Below are 20,402 nucleotides of genomic sequence, written 5' to 3' on the forward strand. Positions count from 1 at the left end.
CTAGACTATAGTTAATAATGAGAATCATTATTAACTATACTTCATGTACAATGTTTGGAGAGGGAGCAGGTGCATATCATGATAGATTTGGATAAATTAGCCGAGATATTTGCTAGAGGTTTCTATGATATAGAAGGTGTTCACCGTTTAGTCATCCAGCCGAAAAGTATACTAAGTGAATTTAAGGCTGTCCGGCATGGATTTCTTTTTGTAATTCGTGGAGAGGCTAGAATGAGTGTGAATGGAACTGTCTATGAATTACATCCAGGCGCAGTAGTTCATGTGGCTCCAGGTATGCAACTGGACGCGCAAGTTTTAAGTCAATCAGAGTACGAGTACTATTTACTGTTTTATAGATTTGACAAGTTAGACGAAGTATATGGAAGTCATGAATGCGACGCTCATTTCAAACTGGAAGCGGGAGCAAATCCGAGAGTGCTAGAATTACTTATCATGCTTCATCAGAATGCCAACACACTTAGAGGTATTGGAAAGCTTCGTGTTAAGGAGTTATTTTTAAGTGTCATGCATCAAGTTTTGGTGGGGTGTAAGCATCGAGAGAGTGGCAGTTCACCAAGTGAAAGGGTGATAGAGGAGGCTATTGCATACATACACCGGTATTATATGAATCCGTTGACACTCGACGAATTGGCGGAGCTGCATGCAATGAGTCCCAAGCGTTTTTCCTACTTCTTTCACAAACATACTGGATTTCGTCCAATCGACTATCTTATCAATTATCGTATGGAAAGAGCGAGTGACTTACTTAAAGTAAGCAATTTTCCCATTCACGATATTGCTATTAGTGTTGGTTATACCAATCCGCTATATTTCAGTAGAGCGTTTAAAAAGAAATTTGGTGTGTCTCCCTCTGCATACATACATAATTTAGATAATCATATAAATTGAGTTACTGATTGATATATTACGCCTGCAACTGGTGATGAACCGGGAGTGCAGGCTTTTTTTCTTTGTCTCATTTTTTCCTTACAGCCCTATCTTACATGTCGGCTAAATCATCATTCAGCAAACCTAGATTAGATAATAATGCATATAGTATTTATGATTTGTGTATTTGCATTTGTTGCATACCTTGCTACACTGTAATCGATAATGAGAATCATTATTAACTAATGGCCCTTTAGAGGTAACATCTGATCAGAGTATTTCATGGGCGCAAAACTATTTTTTCTATATAGGAAGGGTTGGTAATATTGACTGTAAATAGACAATTATGTATTGGATTAGTCCTATCTGCTTGGTTGAAAGGAGGCGACTGGCGACGCCCAGACAGCGGTGTGGAAAAAATGGGTTCAATTGAACCTTACATTGATTTGGCAAAGATGGCGGAGAGATCAAAGCTCGATTTTCTTTTCAGGGCGGATTATCTTTTTGTTAGTCCACAGATGCTTGGCGATTCCGCTAATTTCGGTAGTCCTGACCCTACTATGATATTTGCAGCGATTGCTCGTGAAACAGAGCGGATCGGGTTAGTTACGACTATTTCTACGACTTTTAATCCACCGTATGTTGTTGCTAGACAGCTTCAGTCTTTGCATTGGCTAAGCAATGGACGTGCTGGCTGGAATATTGTCACTTCTATTGAAGGTGCTGAAAATTTCGGTGAGTCACCTATGCCATCATCACAAGAAAGATATGCGAAAGCAATTGAATTTACTGAGATCGTAAGCAAACTATGGGGAAGTTTTCCGAATGAAGCCATCGTTATTGACCGTGAGTCAGGTATTTTTTCTGATATGAATAAGATTTCTCCAATTAATCATTCAGGTGAGTTTTTTAGTGTTAAGGGACCACTTACTTTGCCTGCCCATAAATCGGGATCGATTCCTTTATTTCAAGCAGGTGCGTCGGATACAGGACGAAATTTTGCCTCTTCAATAGCAGATGCTATTTTTGCAGCGATGCCAGATCTTGAATCGGGAGTGGAATTGCGAAATGATCTGAGAAGAAGAGTTATTGAGCATGGGCGCGATCCGGACGCCATAAAAGTTTTGCCAGGTTTATATTTTTTCTTGGCCGAAACTCGCGAGGAAGCCCATGAATTACATAAGGCCGCACACGCACATTTGACTATTGAACGCAGACATGCATCGCTTAAATCAGTACTGGGTCTTGATTTGAGTAGCTTTGCTTTGGATCGTCGAGTAACTTTGGATATGCTACCTGATCCGAATCAGCCAGTCCGTAGCCGAACACATGCTGAGCTGCTGCGTCGGTATATTACAAATCATCAGCCTACAGTGGAAGAGGTATTAGCAAGGCCAGAGGTTGTCGGGTCTGCTCACTGGGTGTCAGTTGGAACGGTTGAAGACGTATTGAACGATATAATTGAGCGATTTGAGGCTGGAGCTATCGACGGATTTATAGCTATTCCCGGCGGTTCAGAAAAATCTTCGAAAATATTTTTTGAAAAGCTGATGCCGCAATTGGTTGAAAGAGGTTTGTTCAGAAGTGAATATACGGGTGTCACCTTGCGTGAGCATTTAGGGATTAATAATACTGATCATTATGATAAGGATACTGTTTTGAAAGGGGTTCCGGTGAAGAATGAATAATAAGTTTATACTAGTTGGTTTGATAGCATCATTCATGATTGTTTTGGCTGCATGTGGAGGAGGAGACAAACAGAGCAAATCAAGCTCAATCTCCGGCAGCAACGGAGATTTAGCGCAGTCTCAAGTGAACAATACAGGAACAAGTGAAGCAAGAACGATTGAGTATCTCGGTGAACAGTATACCGTTCCACAAAAAGCAGAAAAAATTGTGATTACTGGGGCTATGGAAGCAATGGAAGATGCGGTAATGCTTGACGTTCATCCAGTAGGGGCAATATCGGTGGGCGGAAAGTTTCCAGAAATATTTGCTTCGGTAACGGGCAAGGCGGAATCAATTGGTGAAAAAAGACAACCTAACCTTGAGAAGATATTGCAATTAGAGCCAGACGTTATTTTAGGTTCAACCAAGTTCCCAAAAGAAGTAGTGGAGAAATTGCAAAAAATTGCTCCCACTATTTTGGTGTCGCACGTTTCTACAAACTGGGAAGATAATTTGAAATTAATGGCTGAATTGACTGGAAAGCAAGGTGAGGCAGAAAAAATTCTATCCCAATATAAAACAGATTCACAAGCAGTAAAAGCATCGTTAAAAGAAAAGCTTCAAGGTAAAAAAGTAGCCGCTGTTCGTATTCGCGGAGGGCAAACTTACATTTTTGCGAAAAATGTAGACTTTAACCCCTTTTTATACAATGACATTGGTTTAGAAATGCCAGATCAGATAGGTATGGCTAAATTGCAAGATGCAATCTCTGCCGAGCAATTGGCAGAGATGAACCCAGACTATTTGTTTGTGCAATTTTCTACGAATGATAACAAAGATGCGGAAAATGCATTCGAAGACTTGAAAAAGAATCCAATTATCCAAAATATTAATGCCTTTAAACACGATCACGTATATGTCAATGTGGTTGATCCTCTTATGGAAGGAGGTCCTGTTTATAGTCGAATCAAGTTTTTAGAAAGTGTGCAAAAGCATCTGAACAAGTAATGGAATGGATCAAGGAGGAATGAAATCGTTGTGATAGGTCCTATAAAGTTATTTCTATTGTTTATCGGGTGTACGATAAGACGTTAAAAGATTTAATTAATCGATAAAAATCTCCCTTTCTTTATTTTTCGAAAAAAGAGCATGCCTAGCCTAATATGGCATGCTCTTTTGGTTATCAAAAAAGTGAAGCAACTTTTGAAGAATTTAGAACAATATTAAATAAATTTTTATGTTTTTAGGGTTTTTTATAATTTTCAAATTCATTTTATTTATAGCTCATTTTGTTACGGGGAAATTAACTTATGTTCATGTTTTTTCAGGAGATTAATTAATCACTCAAGAAGTATTAGCTGAAAAATGTGGACTACAAACTTCGTATTTAGCTGGTGTTGAAAGAGGGGATAGGAATATTACTATTTTGAAAAAAAGAGTTGATTATGATCTTGCAAAATTTTGTAGAAGACAAAAGTGAAACTGAGGTAAAATTAATATTAAATATAGCTAATGAGATATTTAATACATACAAAGATTGAAAAAGAGCTATAGTATAGAGATAGGAAACACACACTAAATGATTTTATATGTTTCTTAATTTTCTCTTTTGTCCATCGAAGACAATAGCAAACAGATAAAAACGGATTACTTTATTGTTAAAAGTAGCTACTAACGAAGAAAAACCGATCCCCTGTATGTTAGGGAATCGGTTTTAACTTTGTTTTTTGTTGGGTATTTCGTGAATCGAATATTCAATAAAAAGCATCCATTAGTTTAAGTGAATAAAATGCACAATCAATCAAAGACCAAACTTTATGTTTTATGTAATGATAATATAGATGTTTAATCTTAAAGCAGAAAAACGCATTACACCGTCCGTAAATGTGAACGGTGTAAAAGTAAAGATGTTTTAATTCTTTGAACAATTACTGAATAAGAACTCCTAGAAATAACAATAAAGTCGTTTAAAAACCCAATCATTATGCAACAATCACACGTGTTTGTTTAATTGTTAAAAACCTTCATTCATTTATCATAGAAGGTAAACGAACCAGATGCTTACGACAATAAACCAAATGTTGATTGACAACAGGAACACTCGCTCACAAATCCCAAAGATAAATCGCAACGGCTTGAACATCGTTACAATAACAGCCCCAAGCGAGATAGAAGAAATCATTGTTATGATGTAAAAAAATAGATTTAGATTTTTAAAGCCTTCCAGTAATTTTAAATGACTTCCTCCACGATCAATGACCATATAGGAAAAAGCGAACGCAAGAATAGCAAATAAGTAATGGAGTTTTCCTCGAACCGTAAGTTTTTCTCCTTCTAGGTCAGTTGGAAAGAATAACATGAGGATACGGGAGATGACCATTAGAATGATTAGAATCGGAATGGACGAGGATATGGAGAAGCGATCTTTTACATTCAACAACACGATAGAAAGTGACAATGCCCCTAAGTTGCTGAACCAAGCGTAAATTAAAAATAAATTTTTCGTAGCACCTACACCGTAATCACTTACAGCATGTCGAATAGGATGATAGCCTGTATTTTTAAAGTGAAGTATGAGAAAAAAAATGAAATAACTCAAAAAGAACAATACGGCCACAATCGATAGGATTTTCTCGATGGACAATTTCAGACCTCCCAAAGTTCATCAGATTCAGTTCCCCAACAGTTCCTTCCCCGTTTGTTGAATAGCATCGTCGACAATTTAATTTTAAATGACTTTATTATTTTATGATTTAAACGACTTTATTATCACGAAACATGTTTTTTATGAGAATCCATTTTTGTAAACTGAGATATACAACATTTTCACTTTAGAAAAAAAGCAAAAAACGAGCATGCGAATTTAATTATTCGCTAGCTCGTTTCATGAAAATTAAAGCGGTCTTTTCGTTTAAATACTTCTAGACTTGCTATATAGAGAACTATACCAATACCTAAAAGAATGATTAGCTTCCACCAATAGTTTTCGCCTTCTAGAATAGCAGTTGTATCAAATAATGCATTGACTGTGAAGTAATTAAGTACATTAAGGCTTTCGTCAACTGTACTTAACAACTGGAATAAGAAAAAGGCAATAGGGATACCAGCCCCAAAAGCAAGGGAGTTTTTCGTTAAGTTGCAATAGCTTGAGAAAAAGAACGAAATACCGCTGTTATTAATTTTATTAGTTTTATAATGTTTCATTTACTTTGTGGCTATGTGGAAACAACACTTCAAAAAAAAGATTAAGTAGATGTCTACTTGACAGTGGTAAGTCTAGTGCCATTGAGTACCTGGTATTTTATCGTTTCCAAAAATTCCATCTTGCTAAAACGCAAACGTTTGTTCTAGAATGTATACAAACAAATGTTCTTACATATGATAGGTAAAGGGAAAATCAATGTGCCAATAAAAAATATCAGCTGTTATTTATAAAATTTGAGAGATAGTGGGGGAAAGCTAAGATGAGAGAGCGACTGATTAAAGCTATGCAGCGCAATCATTTAGTGAACATGATGTATGTAGTGAAAGATGATTCCTTAGCAAAAAGGTATGTAAAAATCATTAAAATTGTTGGCGATTTATTTCAAGCATTTTATTTTACAAGATGTGCAAAACGTACTTTTTTGATCAGTAATGTTCTAGTCGTTATTCCTTTTGTTAGTAAGGGCGTGAAGTTGTATGAATTATGAAAGTATGCCCAATAGACCTATTATGTGTATCGATATGAAATGCTTTTACGCCAGTATCGTAGCGATGTTACATGGGCTAGATGTTTTAAAAACTCCAGTTGCAGTAGTAGCAAATTTTGACCAACCAGGTAGCGTAGTGCTTGCTGCCTCCCCCTTAATGAAAGAAAAATTTAATATCAAAACTGGTAGTCGTCGTTATGAAATACCTAAACACCCTGACATTAGATTGTTTGAGCCTAAAATGAGTTTCTTTATTCAAATGTCGATGACGATTACAAAATTGATCTCTAATTACGTACCAGTCGATGCTATACATGTGTATAGTGTGGATGAAAGTTTTGTTGATTTAACCGGCACTGAAAAGCTTTGGGGTTCACCTGAAGAAACGGCTAAGGAAATACAAAGGGCTATTCTTGACCAATTTAATATACCTAGTGCAGTAGGTATGGGACCCAATATGTTAATAGCTAAATTAGCTTTAGACCTTGAAGCAAAGAAAACAGGCTTTGCTAAATGGACGTATGAAGATATTCCAAAGAAAGTATGGCCAGTTCGACCCCTTTCTGAAATGTGGGGAATCGGTAAACAGATGGAAGCAAATCTAAATGCTATGGGAATACAAACAGTTGGTGGTTTGGCTAATACAGATCTAAAAGAATTAGAAAAGCGCTTTGGTGTAATGGGCAATCAACTCTATTACCATGCATGGGGAATCGATTTATCCAAATTAGGGGAGCCGTTAATAACAAACGGTGCTTTAAGTTTTGGGAAGGGTCAAATGCTGATGAGGGATTATCACACACGAAAAGAAATCTCTGTAGTGCTCCTAGAAATGTGTGAAGACGTAATGAAACGCACACGTGATGTAGGGTTTGTTGGCCGTACAATCAGCTTAGGTCTTTCCTACAGTCATAATGCCACGACCAAAGGATTCCATCGATCTAAAACGATTGCAGTACCAACAAGCGAAACACTTGTGATGTATAAAACTTGTATTGAATTACTGGATGAACATTTTGCAGGTGAACCAGCTCGGCAGTTATCTGTCCGAATATCCAACTTAGAGAGAGAGCATAGCATTCAATTGGATTTATTTGATGATTGTAAGCCACAGCGTCAAATAATCGGTCCTACAATGGATGCAATACGCAACAGGTTTGGAGCTACCTCAATATTAAGAGCAGTTTCTTTCACAAAAGCTGGTACAGCTATTAATCGAGATCGCTTAGTTGGTGGTCATTTGGCATAGGAGTGATTTATTTATGATACAAGATAGAGGTAATATTAAATGGGCATCGATGATGTTGCCGGAGCATTTGGAGCTTCTTAGAGAGTACAAACAAGAGCGCAAAGAACAGCCAAGAGAATTGACTGAGTGGGAACTGGAAGAACTACAGAATACAATCGATCGAGCTTTTAACCAGCAATTGCACATAAAATTAGAAGAGTGGAAAGACTACAAAATCACACAGTGGACTGGGATAATTAAATCGATGAATACTAATGAACTCATACTTGAAACACTACTTAAAACGAAAAGTATTCCAATCCAAAGTATTCAATCAGCCCAACTGGATGCTGATTATTATGATTAAAGCTGACGAAAGACAGTTACTTCATAAGTATCTTTTATTAGAGCTAGCAGTTAAATCATTGCAGGTTGACTATTGTAAATTAGAGCAGTTTAAAATGAAAACGGTATTTCTTCCAATGATGGATTCATTACTAAAGGATCTAAGACAAGAATATTTTAACCTCAAACGAGAACTTGCACAAAAACGTATACGAGTCGTAGGTTGGCAACCAGTAGATGAATACTTTAGTGACGTGCAAGTTGCCACTGCAGGTAATGATGTAGTACTTCGTTATGCAAATCAAGCTCTTAAATCACAGGTGGAAAAGCTGTTGATTAATCATATAAGCAATAACAAATGACAGGTACCAGTCCTGTTTTTTGTATTAAAAGCCACTCGTTTGCTTTGTTGTCTACTATTCATTGATTTCATATAAAAACTGTTTCTCTTTTTCTAAACCTTTTTTAAAAAGATTTGAGAAGATATTTAAGAAAGTTACAACTAATATTTCCGATAAAAACAAAAAAATAAGACCCTTGTTATTCCAAAATGCTTACTATAAGTGGAAATAAAAAAGGTAGCATTCTTCTTAGTAAAAATTAGTACACATAGGAACATTCTAAATTAGCCAACCTAGATTTATGTCAAAATTTTAGGAGGTTACCATGGCTAATTCAAGACACTCAAAACCAGATGATAGATCCAATAACGTTGAACGAATCCGTGATATCGTTAAAAACACTGAAGAAAAACTTCATGAAGCGGAAATTAGTTTGGAGTTTGCAGACCCTATGCAAAGTGAAATGATTAAAGAAAAAAATAAGCGACGTCAAAAGTCAATTGAAGGATTAAAAGAAGAAATGAAAGATGAAATGGCAGCTCGTAAAAAAGGAGAAGTGTAGAATTGGAGACTTAGGAAGAGGAACAAACATATCTCCATTCTTTTTAATGATAAAAAAGTGCTTATAAAAGCAGATGGTTTAGAGTTCTGTAATGGACCTCTACATGGCCATCTGCTTTTATTATGAGGTTGTAATAAAGGTATAGCTGTTGATGACGGTGGGGACAGCATGTTCTAAAGCAGTTTAAACTTCTTATGGTGTGGAAGCAAGAGAGCTACTATGAGAACTTACAAAATAGAGGAACACTTTATTTCTGAATAAAAATATTATGTAAACTATGGGAAGGAACTTGAAAATTTGAAGTGGAATCCCACACAAAAGAGTATAATTCTTACACATGTCGTTGGCATTTTTTCTTTAAATAGCCGATTGTCAAAACAGCTATCCGTACTAACAATCATATGTATGGGCGCCATCAGTAAAGGGGCGGACAGAAAAAAATCACTCATGTCATAACGAGTGATTTTTGAGAAATCATATCTACAATTATTAAATGGTTAGGTTCATAACAATTTGCTCGCCAATACGTCCCATTCTTCTTTCCCCGTTATCGACAAAGCCAGCTTTTAAATACAAATTTTGAGCCGGAATATTTTTATGATTAACGACTAAAACAACTTCATTATATTCTTTAAATTCCCTCTTCATAAATTCAGACAATGCTAACATCCCTTTTTTGGCGTACCCGTTTCCTTGTTGTTTATGGTCAATAGATAATGCAGTAAGCAGCATAGCATTTGGATTATTAGAGTATTCTTTTACTCTTTCTGTTGCGTACAGGACAAAAAAACCTACAGGTACATGGTCACTCAGAATAACAATCGGATATTGACCAAGCCTCTCTATAGAAATCTCTTTTGGAAGGGCAGTAAATTGCCTTTGTTCTTCCGGAAGCTCAAAGGCATTCAAAATAGCCACATACTCTTCTGAGAAATGTGCTAATTCAATGGTGTTCGTTTTTTGCATAAAATTGCCTCCTTTTCTATCATTTTAATACCAGAACGAATGTTCGTCAAGAGACTTGGTTTATAAATGGTATGTAATCATCTTTAATTTGATGGTTAAATATAGTTAATCAACACTAAAAGAAAAAATAGGGGGAGTAAAAATGGTTTTACTTAAATATGAGGTAGAGGAAAACGAGCTAACAATGTTAAAAGAAGTTTATCAATCAGTAGGGTGGATGAAACATGACGAACGTATAATAAAAAAAGTTTACAATGCAAGTACACATCAAGTTTTCGCAGTAAAAGATCATAAAATTATAGGATTTGCGAGAGCTCTTTCAGATGGAGTATTTAATGCTACGATTTATGATGTTGTAGTACATAAAAATTATCAAAGAAGCGGGATAGCTAAAATTCTTTTAGAGGACATCATCGACCAATTAGAGGATGTTTCTTGTATTCAGCTAATTGCAACAACAGGAAATGAACCTTTTTACGAAAAGATCGGCTTTAAAAAATTGAAAACTGGTATGGCCATATATAAAAATCCACAACTAGCCGAGGAGTATTTGGAAAGCAATAATCCTTGAGGAAGAGAATACAAAAAAAGCTGTAGCGTACGGTATCGCTACAGCTCAATTTGACTTGCTTAGGTTAGTCAGTAAAGCGATTATATCATACAATAGAGCAAACTAAAAATAACAACAGCTATATTTGATAAAGTATTTAAACATAGGAAAACTTTAAAGAAATCACTTGTTTTTATTTAAATCTGCAACAAACAATTTCAAATGAAATTTCACTCATTATCCTTTTACTTCGCTACCTTATTTGGAGTTAATCACCAAAACGTAGATACCAAAATCACAAAAATCCAAACGTGAATTCTTATATGTAAGTGTTTAATGATAAAATTATCATTTGTCCTTGAATCTCCAGTAGCGTTACCTTTTATGATGAATTTAGTTACTCACTTTAAAAGGTAACAATTAAAAATATGCTATTGGAGGAAAAGCACAGTGAAAAAAGAGAGTATATTAAACAGAGGATTAGCAAGTTCAATGCATCTGTTCTCACTATTATTAACCTTTATTTTACCTATATTGGTATACTTAGTATCAAGGAATAAGAATAAATATTTTGCTGACCATGCAAAAGAAGGGATGAACCTTCATTTTACTTTCTTCCCAGTTTTTTTGTTATTAACTTTTATGTCTAAAAAATGGAGCGCAGTTTCCAACCTTTCTTTTGCACTTATTATTCTTGAAACAATATTAATTTTAATTGCAGCAATTTATACTTTAAATGGAAAAAAGTTTTCTTATCCCGTTATACGATACTTTAAAGTCAATCATTAAGGAGAGAATAATTTGTCGGAGAAAGGTATTTTTACGATAGGTCAACTTGTGCAAACGTCTGGTGTTAGTATTAGAACACTTCGATATTATGACAGCATAGACCTATTGAAACCAAGTGATTATACAGAGGGTGGACATAGATTATATACTACAGAGGATCTATCTACTTTACAAAACATTAAGTCATTACAGTTTCTAGGCTTGTCGCTAAAGGAAATTAAAGACATACTGCAAAAAAACACTGTTAAAGGTGAAATTATCTTAAAATCTTTAAACGCACAAAAACAGTTATTTGAAGCAAAAAAACTTGAAATTATAAATATATTATCTGATATAAACCACCTTATTGAAACAGTGAAAGATGAGGAAATCATTAATATCGAGATATTTTGTGCTATGCTTCAAAAATTAATGTTTGCTGAAAATACTGAAACATGGTTTAAAGAACACTTTTCAGATATAACTGATGAATTATTTAATATAAATAAATCCGAAGAAATTGATCTAGATAAAAAATGGACTAAAGTTCTATCAGAAATTAAATGTTTAACATTTACAGAAGCTATACCTTCTTCAAAAGAAGCTCAAGAAACTGTTAAAACACTTCTGCAACTTATGAATGAAACATTGAAAGGAAATTTAGATTTGGTTGAGAAAAAGCTACCATTCACAGAATCATTCAAATTTCCAAATCCTTTTACAGAAAAGGAGCAAATATTTTTAAAAGAAGCGATAAGTATATACCAAAATAATTGTTCCAACACCCAGGCAATGATAAAGAATTAAAATATGAAAATCCGGCAATAAAAAAGCCAGTTGAAAAATTGCTAGTATGAAAATTAAACCCCAATTGCGTCTAGTGATTGGGGTTTAATGGAAATTTGATCTAAGTCATGATTTTAGACACACAAAAGTTAAGTTTTGGTTTTGTGGCAACCACTATGGAGTGTTCCACATCCCTGTCAAAGTGAAAAGAACCCTTTGACAGGGATGTAGAATGAAAAACTCAGGGGTTACGCCAAAAATATGAAGGGGAAGATAACTTGTACACCTTAAGTTTTACGCTGTAGCCGTTATATTCTTTCGCATTCATCTGGTGTTAGATAATCGATTCCTTGTGGAAGGCACAAATACGCGCCATAATTTTTTTGTTTTCAAACTTCTTACATGTTAGGTTTCTTGTAGAAAGACTGGTAATACGAACGTTAAAACGCGACACATTAATTGAATAGGATAATGTTTGCTTTCGTTTTCAATATGGTCAATTAGTTTTTGTTCTGTTATTTTTTCACGAATATGGTCATAGCTTTTTTAAAATTTCAATCTCCTGCTTTAATCGAAGATTTTTTTGGATCGAAGAAACTTCCGCTGCGGTTAATTCTCTGCACCTTCGATTGGTGAATGTAACTAAATCTCATTTATAAATAGTTTTACTTCAGAAACATTATATTCGCTAGACAGTTGACTGATCAACATACCATAGTGATAAGCTCCACTACAGTTTGTTTCAATTCTTTATTGTATCGTTTTTGACTCAAAAAAAAGACACGCCCTCTATTGGTTATAAGGATACTTACTTAACCAGGATGTGTCCGAGACTCTATGCTACATTCAAATTTTTACTAAAAGCTCCTATAAAGCCTCAAACTTTACACCACGCACATTGGCAATCATATTTAAAATTTCTTGTACATACCTATACTTAAATTCTTAGTAAAAATCAGTAAATCACAAGATGGCGTAAAAACATAAGTCTATTGATGAAAATTAAGAAAATTTTCATTTTTTTCTAAGAAAAAATCAACTTCGTTAGCTATACTTATAAAAAAAGGAAATTTATGAAACCGTTTGAATATTTAAAACGTATTGGTAGTGTGGAAGAATATTGAAGTGGGTGAGGACATGGCATATACCATTTACATAGTATTAACAAAAACAGGTACATTATTATCAAAAGCTATAGGCATGTATACTGGAAAAGAGATGAATCATGCGTCCATTGCTTTTGATGAGGAACTTTTTGAAATGTATAGCTTTGGACGTAGACAATTAAATAATCCTTTAAGTGGGGGTTTTTTGCAAGAAGATGCAGTAAGAGGGCTATTTGAAACAGCTGATTGTGTAATTTATCGTTGTAAAATATCTCAGTATCAATACTTAGAGATGATGAAAATCGTGCGTTATATGTATTGGAATCGTGATCGCTATAAATATAATTTTATCGGGCTCTTTGGCGTTATGATGCAAAAGGAGGTACGAAGAGAGCGTGCTTATTTTTGCTCACAATTTGTAGCGACTCTTTTAAAGGTTGGTGGGCTGAAAGTTTATCAAAACCCAGCATTAATGACACCCCATTGTATCGCACAATTACCTTATTTAGAAAAAGTATATGCTGGGAAGCTTGCACATTACTTACAAAGTGTGCGTTCACCAGCTATGTTATACGGTTAAGGCGAAATCTTGAAGCATTCAAATTATTTTTTATCCAAGCTATAATAACGCCTCGGCGAATTTAGATATCCGTTGAGGCTTCATATTTAGCCAGGTCTCTATAGATTGCCATAGGACTTAGTAACTTTTACTCAATATCCACCACCGATTAATAAAAAAATCTAGTAAGATTAGAGGAATTAAACTAGGTATTATTCACTTTAGAGTGTGTTATATACTTTATAGTATAATTATAGGTAATATAGAAATGGATAAGGGGCGTTGATGATGAGCGAAGAAGTAAATGCATATGGTTGGGATGCGATTGATCAGGAATTATTAAAAGTTTACGGAGAACAGGAGCCGAAGCATTATGGAACGGTTATTCCATATTTATTAGGGGGAGAAGATCCACTTGAAGGAATCAGCGCCTATAAGAGTGAGACACCAGTTCCACACTGGCATTTTGTAACTTATGGATTTTCCGAGTTATATGAAAAAGAATCTGAAGATGCGAAATATAGCGGATATGGGTTTGAGTTAACATTTCGTCTTGCTCGAAATGAAGATGAGGAGGAGCCACCAGCGTGGGCGCTAAATTTACTGCAAAACATGGGAAGATATGTTTTTGACAGTGGCAATGTTTTCAGAGCAGGTGATTATTTGGATGCTAATGGTCCAATCTGCGAAGGTGCTGATACGCTTTTAACGGCGCTTGCATATACGTTAGATCCCGAGTTACCTGCTATTGATACACCAAATGGACAAGTGGAGTTTATTCAAATGGTAGGGATTACAGACGATGAGCTTGAGGCAATGCAAACTTGGAATACGATTGGTGTACTAAAGGCAGGTCTAGAATATATCCCGAGCTATGTTACTGACTTATCTCGTGCATCTCTTTTACAGATTTCATCCATTGCTGAAGCGGTAGAAAAAGGAATGGCGGAAGAAGGCTCAAACACCGGCTATTTATTTGTGGACCAACTAGCTTGGGAGCAGGGGAAAACAGGGTTGTTCAGCAAACAGCTTAATAAGTTAACGCTGGGGGCAAAGCAAGCAGGAATAATCGGTAAACTATTACGCGGACGGATTTTAAAAGGGAAAAGACTAACCTTAGTTGGTCGAGAAATCCGAGTTGTTTTTGAGCCAGGAGAAAAATGTGGCTATAGCGTGGAGGAAGCGGATGTTACCATAACTTTAAATGAAAAGGCAGTTATGGAACTCACTCAAAACTTGATGCCACAAGAAAAAGAATTTGAATTATCTTCTATACCGGAACTTTCACTCTTAATTGAAAAAACATATATTAAAGATCGGCAAGGAAACATAGTGGAAACAATCGGATAATAGAATATAATCTCCCGCTAAAACGAACAAAATATCCAAATGATATGAGTTTGGGTTCGTATAAAAGTGGGAGGTTTTTTATTATTTTGGGACGAAACGTGAAGGCTGGGGATATATCGGTTTACTCTGATTACCGTAAGGAGCGTGAACGGGGTACCGATTTTATGTCAATGGTAACCTGGAGAGGTATAGATGGCTATTCACATGAAAGATGAACCTTTCTGTAAAGGGGCGAAGTGTTCAAATGAAGAAACCGATGAAAAGAGCATTAAAAACGGTGATATTACCGAAGAGCATTTAGAGAAAATACTATACCGTAAGGATTTCTTTCCCGTTTATTGGGGAGAGATGCTTGAACTACTAGAAGACTTGATAAATGACATGAGTATTGGATACCAGCATTTTTATGTTAGGGAGCTACGCAATAGCATATTTATTTCGTCTACAGGGATGATTCCTACCTCCCCGTATTTCGGCGACAATAGAGGAGAATGGGCGTCACGTGGCCGTTCCCGTTGTTAATGTCTTGGAAAGGTTACCACCTGACTTAACCGTTAGCTTGAGAAACTGTCCTGTTATCTCAAACTATATCGTAATATTCTTTATTTAATCCAAAAACTCCGAGCGGATTAGTTCGCCTGTTCGATAGGATAAATACTTAGCACTGTATAAAGGACGTTATTTTTTTCAGAAAAATAATACTGCAATGTTCAACCTTATAGTTCGAGCTTTTCTGCTATAATGAATGACTGTAGAGATAGGGTGATAAAAATGCATATCGTCATAATTGAAGGCGTACCGTATGATTGGTTGAAGCAATTACAGGAAATTCATGCACATGTATTTGATGGGGCAAATCTACCACTAGAAAAACTTAAAAGCAAAGAAGGACTTCTTTGTTTATTAGCAGTAGAAAATGAAGATATCCTAGGCTTTAAACTAGGCTATACACATCCTGATGGCGTTTTTTACAGTTGGTTAGGTGGTGTCCATGAAAAGAAACGGGGTCAAGGGATTGCCAGTCAATTAATGGGGCGACAGCATGAACATCTACAGGCACTTGGATTTAAAAAAGTTCGTACATATGGTAGAAATGAGCGAAAAGCAATGCTCATCACAAATCTTAAACATGGATTTGATATTATTTCCACTTTTGTGGATAAGAAAAATCGACATAAAATAGTGTTTGAAAAAACATTGGAATAGGAGTTTTATTATGAAGGCATACTTAGCAAATGGATTATTTTCTTTAGGAGATCGTTTAGTCAACGAGCAATTCGCTGCGGCAATAAGAGAAGCAGTACTAGGTATTGAATTATACGTACCACAGGAGAATGATGCGATAAATGATAAAGCGGCATATGCTGATAGTTTGGCGATTGCGCAAGCGGATTTAGAGATGCTGCAAAATAGCGATATATTAGTGGCCGTTTTAGATGGGGTTGAGATTGATTCAGGTGTAGCAGCAGAGATTGGTGCATTTGCGATGTTGAATCGACCAATCGTAGGCGTCTTTACAGATGTTCGTCAACAAGGCCGGGACAATATGATGAAAATAGAAGCACTTGTACGCGACGGAGTTGAAAATCAGTTTGTTTATCGCAATTTATTTGTGATTGGCTTAATTAAGCGCACGGGAGTAATTACGACTTCCATTGCTGAAGCTGTTAAAGCCGTTGAAAAATATAAAAAATAGGAGGGCTATTGTATGTTACTATCAACCACAGATATTATAGCAGGAAAAGAAATTGTAGAAACTATAGGTTTAGTAAAAGGTAATTCGGTACAATCGAGAAATATTGGCCGCGATATGATGGCTGGACTTCGCAATATTGTCGGAGGAGAGATGAAGGAGTATGCAGAAATGCTCACTCGCTCTCGAGAAATTGCTACACAAGCTATGGAAGAAGAAGCAAGAAGACTAGGGGCAAATGGGATTGTTGCGGTAAGATTTTCAACATCATCGGTCATGGACGGCACATCAGAAGTATTAGCATATGGAACAGCAGTAAGAGTAAAGGAATAATCCGCTAAAAACTCCGTCTCGGCTACACATTTTCGCATAAATACTCATTTTGCTGAAGTTTCGTTTTATCTCAAAAAATTTTATGTGACGTGGTTGATTGGATTGTAGACTGAGCGACTCATCGGGGATCAGCGGTATCGGACGCCCCCAGGAAACCTTGCTTTGCGCGAAAGTGAAGCGTCAGAGACTAATATCTTATCTGTGCGAAAGCGAAGCGGCAGCAACAACAAAGTGCTCAGTCGGAACGGAAATCAACCTCTCACTTTGCCGAAGAGCAACATGACATTTGTATTTCATTGACATAATAATGAAGGACTTCAATCACCCAGATTGAGGTCCTTTTTATCTGCTTATACGGAATTAACTGTAAAAATAAAGTGAATTATAACAAAAGTATAGTATGTCATGCCAATTATACCAATAAAATAGAAATTTTGTAGTTAAAAGGACTAATAGTGTCCAACTCTTTTTGTATAATAGAAAAGTAACTTTGAAGAGAGAGTGGGATATATGGTAGATTCACAACAACACAAAGGCTATCGCGTCATTTCGATGTTTGACAGACTAATGGATGGTCAAGGAATTAACAAAAAACAAGAAGCATTTACACATAATGTTGGTGAAAAAACCATACAACGGGATTTGAATGAAATTCGAGCGTACCTGGAAAAAGCTAAATTGGATTGCCATTTAGAATATGTGCGGACGGAAAAAGTGTACAGGCTGACAAATAAAGGAGAAAGTATTTTATCAAAGGAGCAAGTTTTAGCGATTGTTAAAATTCTCATCGAATCAAGAGCACTGCTAAAATCAGAAATGAGCGATATTATAGATAAGCTTATTTCGATTGTTGCGGCTGATAAGCAGGAGTTTATTCACAATATTATTTTAAACGAAAAGCATTTGTACGTAGATTTAAATCATAAAAAGTCTCTATTGCCTTTAATCTGGGTTCTATCAGAGGCGGTTCAAAAAAAGAAAATCATTAAAATTGATTATTTACGTGAAGGTGAAACAATTCCTACAGAAAAGATTTTAAAACCACTCGCCGTCATTTTCTCGGAATACTACTTTTATTTAATTGCTTATGATAATAAGCACGAAAAGGATTTGCCCATTGTTTATAGAGTCGACCGAATTCAACAGTTTTGTGAGCTTGATAAAAAATTCCAAATACAATATGCCGAACGTTTTCAAGAAGGAGAATTTCGCAAACGTATTCAGTTTATGCATGCTGGCGAGCTAATGCGTATGAAATTTATCTTTAAAGGACCATCCCCACAAGCTGTGTTAGATCGCTTGCCAACAGCAAAAATATTATCTGAAAATGATGGGCAATATTTATTTGAAGCGGAAGTTTTTGGACATGGTATTAAAATGTGGTTGCTGAGCCAAGGGGCAAACATTGAAGTGTTAGAGCCAATTGAGCTTAGAGAAGAGATGATTGAAACGATTCAATCGATGCAACAAAATTATCGCTACATATAAAAACAAAAAATAAAGGTAAAAATCCGCGTAGATTCTAATCGAAGCGGATTTTTCCTTATAAGAATGTAATTTCTTAAAAAGATCACCCCCTGTGAATTCCGAAAATTCGCACATAAGTGTTCTTTTCCACGCTATAATTGAACATATACTGAAATGGATAAAGGGTGGCAATCAAATGACATATAATCATGAAGAAAAAGATATATTGTATCCAGATGGTACATTAATGTATCGTGGGGGTGTGAAGAAAAATGACTTTGGTCATGACATATATGATGGGAAGGGTACGCTATTTGACCAAGAAGGGGAGCTGTTATTCGAGGGAGAATTCGTCAATCATATGAAGCAAGGTAATGGCATTATGTATTTAAAAGGTCAAATGATTTATCAGGGCGAATTTATTCAAAATAAAAAACAAGGTAATGGTATTTTATATAAGGATGGTCAGATATATTACGAGGGACATTTTCGTAATGATTTAATGGAAGGTTACGGGATTTTGTATTATGAGGAAGATGCTATTGCTCCATTTAAAGAGCTTCGTACACAGTATCCGCATTTAAATCAGCCGCAATATGAAGGTGATTTTGTCCATGGCATGAAGAAAGGCAAGGGAAAACAATACTATCCAAGTGGTTTTTTACAATATGAAGGTGATTTTATCTGGAACCATATGCAAGGTGCTGGAAAGCTTTACTTCGCACCAGAATCGCCAAGTGCTGAGGAACTTGCAAATGGTGTAACAACGCTTCAATATGAAGGCTATTTCTTTGAAGATATGAAGCATGGAAAAGGTAAGAACTATTCTAGTCAAGGTGTGCTAGTATCGGAGGGGCAATTTAAAGAGGATGCTATGACGGGACATGGTACTCTTTACTATACTAATGGACAGGCTTCCTATATCGGAGATCTTGTAAATGGAGAAAAGCACGGTCGAGGAGATTATTTTAATGAAGAGGGAAAAATTATTTATAGTGGTGAATTTATTAACGGTGAACGTTTACGAATAACACCAGAAATAGAGCGAGAAATTGCAAAATTACAGAAGCAGCTGGATGGACTTGTAGGACTTCCAAATGCCAAAAAGGAATTACATAATCTAATTAACTTCATTAAAATTCAAAGCTTGCGTGTCGACCATGGTTTAACAAGCTTCCCAATCACCTATCATCTAGTGTTCTCTGGAAATCCAGGTACAGGAAAAACAACAGTGGCACGTATTATAGGCCAAATATATAAGCATCTTGGTGTACTTTCAAGCGGGCATTTTGTGGAAACAGATCGTGCAGGCCTAGTAGCAGGATATGTTGGTCAGACGGCTTTGAAGGTCCAGGAAGTTGTGAATAAAGCAAAGGGCGGCGTGCTTTTTATAGATGAAGCCTATTCATTAATTAATGATAAACAGGACGCTTTTGGTAAAGAAGCGATTGATAGTCTATTAAAGTCGATGGAGGATTTACGCGATGATTTAGTTGTGATCGTTGCTGGTTATACGGAGCTCATGGAGGAATTTTTACTTGCCAATCCAGGTTTTAAATCACGCTTCAATCATTTTGTGCAGTTTGATAATTTTAGCACGGATGAGCTTTATGATATTTTTGCCATGCTATGTAAAAATAATGATTACGAGTATGGTGACGTATTTGCACATCATATGAAGGAGCAATTGCATCAAATTCCAGTCGAATCTATTCCAAACTTTTCGAACGGTCGCTATATCCGAAACCTATTTGAAAAGCTCGTGACGATTCAGTCAAACCGCTTAATTCAACAGAAAACTATTACAAGAGAAGAATTAATGGAGTTTACAGAGAAAGATATTTTACAAGGCATTGCAGAAAATCTATTTGATAATACATTTTAACTTCTTTCAGCAAATGTCCGCTAAAGACAGAGGAACTCAGTCTAAGAACGCCACGCCCTGTGGCAATTTATCTGTGCGAAAGCGAAGCAATAACAACAACACATAACTGAGTGACCAACTTCGTGCTGCAGCCGCTACGTTGCACGACGCTTTCGCGCAAAAACATTTAAAGATGAAAAACTTTTAGCTATTATATTAGTATGCACCTGTATTTT

At 35.9% G+C, this 20,402-nt stretch carries 23 protein-coding genes; 20 read left to right on the forward strand and 3 right to left on the reverse strand.

Annotated features, from left to right (window positions below):
* Window positions 1–78: 78 nt before the first annotated feature.
* The 4 genes from ACIQZA_RS16955 (at window position 79) to ACIQZA_RS16970 (ending at window position 4,036) form a co-directional block, all read left to right on the forward strand.
* Window positions 79–909, forward strand: a complete 831-nt coding sequence (locus ACIQZA_RS16955) for an AraC family transcriptional regulator (RefSeq protein ID WP_400934899.1) — start codon at window positions 79–81, stop codon at window positions 907–909.
* Between the two features lie 305 nt (window positions 910–1,214).
* Window positions 1,215–2,576: an NtaA/DmoA family FMN-dependent monooxygenase gene (locus ACIQZA_RS16960; RefSeq protein ID WP_402883985.1), complete on the forward strand. Its 1,362-nt coding sequence runs from the start codon at window positions 1,215–1,217 to the stop codon at window positions 2,574–2,576.
* Window positions 2,569–3,564 (forward strand): ABC transporter substrate-binding protein, encoded by a 996-nt coding sequence (locus ACIQZA_RS16965; protein ID WP_402883987.1) that lies wholly within the window; start codon window positions 2,569–2,571, stop codon window positions 3,562–3,564. The genes ACIQZA_RS16960 and ACIQZA_RS16965 overlap by 8 nt, the downstream gene beginning before the upstream one ends.
* Before the next feature lie 331 nt (window positions 3,565–3,895).
* The gene (locus tag ACIQZA_RS16970; RefSeq protein ID WP_400935070.1) at window positions 3,896–4,036 is read left to right on the forward strand and encodes a helix-turn-helix domain-containing protein; all 141 of its coding nucleotides are present in this window, start codon (window positions 3,896–3,898) and stop codon (window positions 4,034–4,036) included.
* 555 nt (window positions 4,037–4,591) lie between these two features.
* Here the strand turns inward: ACIQZA_RS16970 and ACIQZA_RS16975 are convergent.
* Together ACIQZA_RS16975 and ACIQZA_RS16980 are read right to left on the reverse strand one after the other, a co-directional pair.
* Window positions 4,592–5,200 (reverse strand): DUF998 domain-containing protein, encoded by a 609-nt coding sequence (locus tag ACIQZA_RS16975; RefSeq protein ID WP_400934903.1) that lies wholly within the window; start codon window positions 5,198–5,200, stop codon window positions 4,592–4,594.
* A 230-nt stretch (window positions 5,201–5,430) separates the two neighbouring features.
* Entirely contained in the window at window positions 5,431–5,760 is a 330-nt protein-coding gene (locus ACIQZA_RS16980; RefSeq protein ID WP_402883989.1) for a hypothetical protein, read from the reverse strand.
* Window positions 5,761–6,020: 260 nt separating this feature from the next.
* Between ACIQZA_RS16980 and ACIQZA_RS16985 the strand changes: the two genes are divergently transcribed.
* The 5 genes from ACIQZA_RS16985 to tlp all read left to right on the forward strand — a co-directional run bounded on the left by ACIQZA_RS16985 (window position 6,021) and on the right by tlp (window position 8,724).
* Window positions 6,021–6,248, forward strand: a complete 228-nt coding sequence (locus ACIQZA_RS16985; RefSeq protein ID WP_400934906.1) for a transcriptional regulator — start codon at window positions 6,021–6,023, stop codon at window positions 6,246–6,248.
* Entirely contained in the window at window positions 6,238–7,497 is a 1,260-nt protein-coding gene (locus ACIQZA_RS16990; protein ID WP_402883990.1) for a Y-family DNA polymerase, read from the forward strand. The genes ACIQZA_RS16985 and ACIQZA_RS16990 overlap by 11 nt, the downstream gene beginning before the upstream one ends.
* 13 nt (window positions 7,498–7,510) lie before the next feature.
* Window positions 7,511–7,843 carry a YolD-like family protein gene (locus ACIQZA_RS16995; protein ID WP_402883992.1) on the forward strand — a complete coding sequence of 111 codons (333 nt, stop codon included), beginning with the start codon at window positions 7,511–7,513 and terminating at the stop codon, window positions 7,841–7,843.
* A complete protein-coding gene (locus ACIQZA_RS17000) occupies window positions 7,836–8,183 on the forward strand; it encodes a YhjD family protein (protein WP_400934910.1) in 348 nt (115 codons plus the stop codon). The genes ACIQZA_RS16995 and ACIQZA_RS17000 overlap by 8 nt, the downstream gene beginning before the upstream one ends.
* A 304-nt stretch (window positions 8,184–8,487) precedes the next feature.
* Window positions 8,488–8,724 (forward strand): small acid-soluble spore protein Tlp, encoded by a 237-nt coding sequence (tlp, locus tag ACIQZA_RS17005; RefSeq protein ID WP_053595505.1) that lies wholly within the window; start codon window positions 8,488–8,490, stop codon window positions 8,722–8,724.
* A gap of 489 nt (window positions 8,725–9,213) precedes the next feature.
* Here the strand turns inward: tlp and ACIQZA_RS17010 are convergent, their stop codons facing one another.
* On the reverse strand, window positions 9,214–9,690 hold the full coding sequence (locus ACIQZA_RS17010; protein ID WP_400934911.1) for a GNAT family N-acetyltransferase: 477 nt from the start codon (window positions 9,688–9,690) through the stop codon (window positions 9,214–9,216).
* Between the two features lie 142 nt (window positions 9,691–9,832).
* On the opposite strand from ACIQZA_RS17010, the gene ACIQZA_RS17015 reads away from it, so the two are divergent.
* The 11 genes from ACIQZA_RS17015 (at window position 9,833) to ACIQZA_RS17065 (ending at window position 20,187) form a co-directional block, all read left to right on the forward strand.
* A complete protein-coding gene (locus ACIQZA_RS17015) occupies window positions 9,833–10,261 on the forward strand; it encodes a GNAT family N-acetyltransferase (RefSeq protein ID WP_402883994.1) in 429 nt (142 codons plus the stop codon).
* Window positions 10,262–10,690: 429 nt separating this feature from the next.
* On the forward strand, window positions 10,691–11,029 hold the full coding sequence (locus ACIQZA_RS17020) for a magnetosome magnetite crystal formation protein family (protein WP_402883996.1): 339 nt from the start codon (window positions 10,691–10,693) through the stop codon (window positions 11,027–11,029).
* A 12-nt stretch (window positions 11,030–11,041) separates the two neighbouring features.
* Window positions 11,042–11,815, forward strand: a complete 774-nt coding sequence (locus tag ACIQZA_RS17025; RefSeq protein WP_402883998.1) for a MerR family transcriptional regulator — start codon at window positions 11,042–11,044, stop codon at window positions 11,813–11,815.
* Window positions 11,816–12,931: 1,116 nt separating this feature from the next.
* Entirely contained in the window at window positions 12,932–13,480 is a 549-nt protein-coding gene (locus tag ACIQZA_RS17030) for a hypothetical protein (RefSeq protein ID WP_400934914.1), read from the forward strand.
* Window positions 13,481–13,747: 267 nt separating this feature from the next.
* Window positions 13,748–14,809: a suppressor of fused domain protein gene (locus ACIQZA_RS17035; protein WP_402884031.1), complete on the forward strand. Its 1,062-nt coding sequence runs from the start codon at window positions 13,748–13,750 to the stop codon at window positions 14,807–14,809.
* A 192-nt stretch (window positions 14,810–15,001) separates the two neighbouring features.
* Entirely contained in the window at window positions 15,002–15,331 is a 330-nt protein-coding gene (locus ACIQZA_RS17040) for a hypothetical protein (RefSeq protein ID WP_400934918.1), read from the forward strand.
* 249 nt (window positions 15,332–15,580) lie between these two features.
* A complete protein-coding gene (locus ACIQZA_RS17045) occupies window positions 15,581–16,015 on the forward strand; it encodes a GNAT family N-acetyltransferase (RefSeq protein ID WP_142509502.1) in 435 nt (144 codons plus the stop codon).
* A gap of 10 nt (window positions 16,016–16,025) precedes the next feature.
* Window positions 16,026–16,505 (forward strand): nucleoside 2-deoxyribosyltransferase, encoded by a 480-nt coding sequence (locus tag ACIQZA_RS17050; protein WP_402884000.1) that lies wholly within the window; start codon window positions 16,026–16,028, stop codon window positions 16,503–16,505.
* A 12-nt stretch (window positions 16,506–16,517) separates the two neighbouring features.
* Window positions 16,518–16,835: a YbjQ family protein gene (locus ACIQZA_RS17055; protein ID WP_400934923.1), complete on the forward strand. Its 318-nt coding sequence runs from the start codon at window positions 16,518–16,520 to the stop codon at window positions 16,833–16,835.
* Window positions 16,836–17,345: 510 nt separating this feature from the next.
* A complete protein-coding gene (locus tag ACIQZA_RS17060; RefSeq protein WP_402884002.1) occupies window positions 17,346–18,323 on the forward strand; it encodes a helix-turn-helix transcriptional regulator in 978 nt (325 codons plus the stop codon).
* A gap of 175 nt (window positions 18,324–18,498) precedes the next feature.
* Window positions 18,499–20,187, forward strand: coding sequence for an AAA family ATPase (locus ACIQZA_RS17065; protein WP_402884003.1), 1,689 nt, complete (start codon window positions 18,499–18,501; stop codon window positions 20,185–20,187).
* The last annotated feature ends 215 nt before the right edge of the window (window positions 20,188–20,402 follow it).

Origin of the sequence: Lysinibacillus sp. NPDC096382 (genome assembly GCF_044762845.1) — a bacterium.
In the GTDB taxonomy this organism is placed as follows: domain Bacteria; phylum Bacillota; class Bacilli; order Bacillales_A; family Planococcaceae; genus Lysinibacillus.

Bases quoted from the DNA above. Each gene is read 5' to 3' on its own strand.
- tlp (WP_053595505.1), top strand. From the start codon at position 8,488: ATGGCTAATTCAAGACACTCAAAACCAGATGATAGATCCAATAACGTT.
- ACIQZA_RS16985 (WP_400934906.1), top strand. From the start codon at position 6,021: ATGAGAGAGCGACTGATTAAAGCTATGCAGCGCAATCATTTAGTGAAC.
- ACIQZA_RS16955 (WP_400934899.1), top strand. From the start codon at position 79: ATGATAGATTTGGATAAATTAGCCGAGATATTTGCTAGAGGTTTCTAT.
- ACIQZA_RS16965 (WP_402883987.1), top strand. From the start codon at position 2,569: ATGAATAATAAGTTTATACTAGTTGGTTTGATAGCATCATTCATGATT.
- ACIQZA_RS17015 (WP_402883994.1), top strand. From the start codon at position 9,833: ATGGTTTTACTTAAATATGAGGTAGAGGAAAACGAGCTAACAATGTTA.
- ACIQZA_RS17000 (WP_400934910.1), top strand. From the start codon at position 7,836: ATGATTAAAGCTGACGAAAGACAGTTACTTCATAAGTATCTTTTATTA.
- ACIQZA_RS17055 (WP_400934923.1), top strand. From the start codon at position 16,518: ATGTTACTATCAACCACAGATATTATAGCAGGAAAAGAAATTGTAGAA.
- ACIQZA_RS16990 (WP_402883990.1), top strand. From the start codon at position 6,238: ATGAATTATGAAAGTATGCCCAATAGACCTATTATGTGTATCGATATG.
- ACIQZA_RS17050 (WP_402884000.1), top strand. From the start codon at position 16,026: ATGAAGGCATACTTAGCAAATGGATTATTTTCTTTAGGAGATCGTTTA.
- ACIQZA_RS17030 (WP_400934914.1), top strand. From the start codon at position 12,932: ATGGCATATACCATTTACATAGTATTAACAAAAACAGGTACATTATTA.
- ACIQZA_RS17010 (WP_400934911.1), bottom strand. From the start codon at position 9,690: ATGCAAAAAACGAACACCATTGAATTAGCACATTTCTCAGAAGAGTAT.
- ACIQZA_RS17045 (WP_142509502.1), top strand. From the start codon at position 15,581: ATGCATATCGTCATAATTGAAGGCGTACCGTATGATTGGTTGAAGCAA.
- ACIQZA_RS17040 (WP_400934918.1), top strand. From the start codon at position 15,002: ATGGCTATTCACATGAAAGATGAACCTTTCTGTAAAGGGGCGAAGTGT.
- ACIQZA_RS16980 (WP_402883989.1), bottom strand. From the start codon at position 5,760: ATGAAACATTATAAAACTAATAAAATTAATAACAGCGGTATTTCGTTC.
- ACIQZA_RS17035 (WP_402884031.1), top strand. From the start codon at position 13,748: ATGAGCGAAGAAGTAAATGCATATGGTTGGGATGCGATTGATCAGGAA.
- ACIQZA_RS16995 (WP_402883992.1), top strand. From the start codon at position 7,511: ATGATACAAGATAGAGGTAATATTAAATGGGCATCGATGATGTTGCCG.
- ACIQZA_RS17060 (WP_402884002.1), top strand. From the start codon at position 17,346: ATGGTAGATTCACAACAACACAAAGGCTATCGCGTCATTTCGATGTTT.
- ACIQZA_RS17065 (WP_402884003.1), top strand. From the start codon at position 18,499: ATGACATATAATCATGAAGAAAAAGATATATTGTATCCAGATGGTACA.